Below are 2,796 nucleotides of genomic sequence, written 5' to 3'. Positions count from 1 at the left end.
GATGCCGTCTTTAACACGAATTTTTGTATCAGAAAGTGTAACAATATTAGCATTGCGTTCGTTTCCAGCACTTTGAGCTGTTTGCTCTGTTGCTTCTATGTTACTGGTTGGTATGAAAATGATGCCATAAGATTCACGAGCACCTTCAACAGTTACGGTTGAACCATTGAGACTAATTGCACCAGCTCTGCTTAGCAAACCAATTTCTGTTGCTTTCGCATGCACATTTTTAGCGTCAAGGTTCCCACCATTTTTTGTAAAAAATGCAAGAAATCCTGCAGAAATTGTTCCGCCATTTATCGTAACTGTCGAATCTTCTCCTGCAGTTACTGTAATTTTTGAATTTTGAAGATTAGCATCATTCAGAGTAAAAGATTCTTTTTGAGCATAAATCCTAGTGTTATCATACACTTGGAGAGTAGTTTCTGTAGGTGTGGCAGGAACATGAGCCGAATCTGTACGAACAAAAGTTGTAGTAGGAGAGGATGCCGCAATGTCAGCAGAATCTAAACGATCAGAAAGTAAATTTTCAGAATTTGAATGATCTGTAGTTACCGTATCTGAAGGAGCTGGACTTGAAGACACTTGAATTGCAGTATCAGTGGTGGCTACAGTGTTTGAATTAGGCGCTTGCGTTTTAGGAGTTTTATGCAGTAAAACTTGAGATCGAACATGATCTTGAGATTGAGAAGTCTGCAATTGAGGCTCAGAACTTAGATTTGCAGTATCCAAAGAAATAGAAGTTTGAGAAACAGGAATTTCAGAATCTGAATTTTCTTGTTCTGTACGGGCAAGAGCAGGAGAAAGTGTAGTAGTGGGAGATGAAGAAGGAGCGGCACCAACAAGAGCTCCAGAAGAAGTCATTCTTTCAACTTCAACGCTTGAAGGAGAAGAACTCCTAGAAATTTCTTTATCTGAATTCTCTTGTTCTGTACGGGCAAGAGCAGGAGCAGTAGAAAGTGTAGGAGTGGCACCAACAAGAGCTTCAGAAGAAATCACTCTTTCAACTTCAACGCTTGAAGGAGAAGAATTCCTAGAAATTTCTTTTTGTTGAGTTGTCGACACTTGATCTCTAACAGATGTGGAAGTGAGAGGCGCAGCAGTATTCCTAGTATTTGAAGAACGAGTGCTTACAGTAGCTGTAAGATTTGGAGTTGCCGTGCTGGAACCTTTGGCTAAAACATCAGAGGTAGAAGATTGAACTGTAGATTGAGATTCAGAAGACAAACGAATAGTCTCTGCAGAAGCAGTAACTGTATCACTTAAAGGAATTCCATCTGAACGAGCAAGCGTCTGAGTCGTAGGAGCTTGAAATGAAGCAGTACTAAGATTTGGGGCTGAGACACTAGAAATTTCAGAATTCAAATCTACAGGATTTGAAGGAGAAGAACCGGTAGAATCTAAACGGTCTCGAGATCTAGAACGAATATTATTTGGAGATTTACTTTGTTCAATTATCTCCTTAGCCATCTTCTGATGCTCAATATCTTTCTTACGCTGTTGAGTTTGAGCCGATTCTTTCATACGATTCAATTCAGTGATTATTTCTGAATGTAATGTGTGGTTAAAATTATGAGAACCACTTCTAGACGATTCAGTAATAGTTTTCTTTACTTTCTCCAATACTTGTTCAATTAGTTCATTAAACTGCGTATTTTTATCAATATTTCCTCCGGAAGCTATAGATTGAAGATTTTTAGATACTATTTTAGAAATTACACTATCACCATTTGTAAAATTACTTTGGATAAGCTCTTTATTAGCGTCTAGTTGATCTTCAATCTCTTGATTGTATTGTTGAACTCGAGCATTCACCGCTATACGACCCAACATATGTGCTAATACTTGTGTATGCAGAAATGACCCGCGCTGTTTCGTGTCAAATGTTCCATCAACATGCTGCTTTATTCTGTTTAGTTCTTCTCGAAGTGCTTGATCAAATTGTGCATTGTTACCAATCTTTGATCCAGAAGCTAACCGATAAAAAAAATCAAGACTCCCTAAAGATTCTCTATATGAAGGAGAATATGGAGAAGCAACAATCCGAGAAGTTATCTCTGCCACTCGATCATCAGACAAAAGCTTTTTATAAAAAGCTTCATTATCAAAAGCGTTTGCATAAGTTGGACTGTAACAAGAAAAGAATAACGTTCCAGCAACTGTACATAATAAAACATTTTTTTTACTCATAGACATGCCTTTAAATATAATTCCCCTGTTCTTATAACGATTACTACATCAGTGTTTAAATCATTATGTTCTTTGTGTAAAGTGCAATATAAAACATACTGTATTTATATTGTTGTGCTTATGTTTGCATTGCGTATGTTATATCCATAATATTTTTATTATTTTGATGCATTTTGTCTGAGAATTTGGCTATGGATCTATTGTTTTTTTGATCTGTTTTGGATGGAATTAGTGTTAGGCATGACGCATGAATATCAGCCTGCTTGAGTGTTTTACAGAGATAAGATGGAATGTTTTGCTAAGTTATAGTGTAGTCTCTGCTAACACTTATTTTTATCATAGATAAAAACATCAATTTTCTATTATTGTTTATAACAATTTATGTTCAATAATTGCACGCATATTAACTTAATATTCGTATATGAACGAATCATCATTTCAGTCCGTGTTTTCATGAGATTATTACCGTTCAGTTTTGTATGATTTTATCACTAGATTATGAAGCAAAGCTCATTGGTGGTTCAATTTGTATGCAGTGTGCGTACCAGTTGTAGGAAATGCAGGTTACAATGCTGTGAAAACTTTTCAGTTTATAAAGATACGAAT

At 36.1% G+C, this 2,796-nt stretch carries 1 pseudogene; it reads right to left on the bottom strand.

Annotated features, from left to right (window positions below):
- A pseudogene (locus tag NPX98_RS06560) lies at positions 1 to 2,190 on the bottom strand (hypothetical protein); the annotation flags it as partial.
- Positions 2,191 to 2,796 lie beyond the last annotated feature (606 nt).

Origin of the sequence: Bartonella sp. A05 (assembly GCF_026930145.1) — a bacterium.
In the GTDB taxonomy this organism is placed as follows: domain Bacteria; phylum Pseudomonadota; class Alphaproteobacteria; order Rhizobiales; family Rhizobiaceae; genus Bartonella.
Note: the sequence above shows the minus strand (reverse complement) of the source record. Positions and strands in the feature narration are given on the sequence as shown.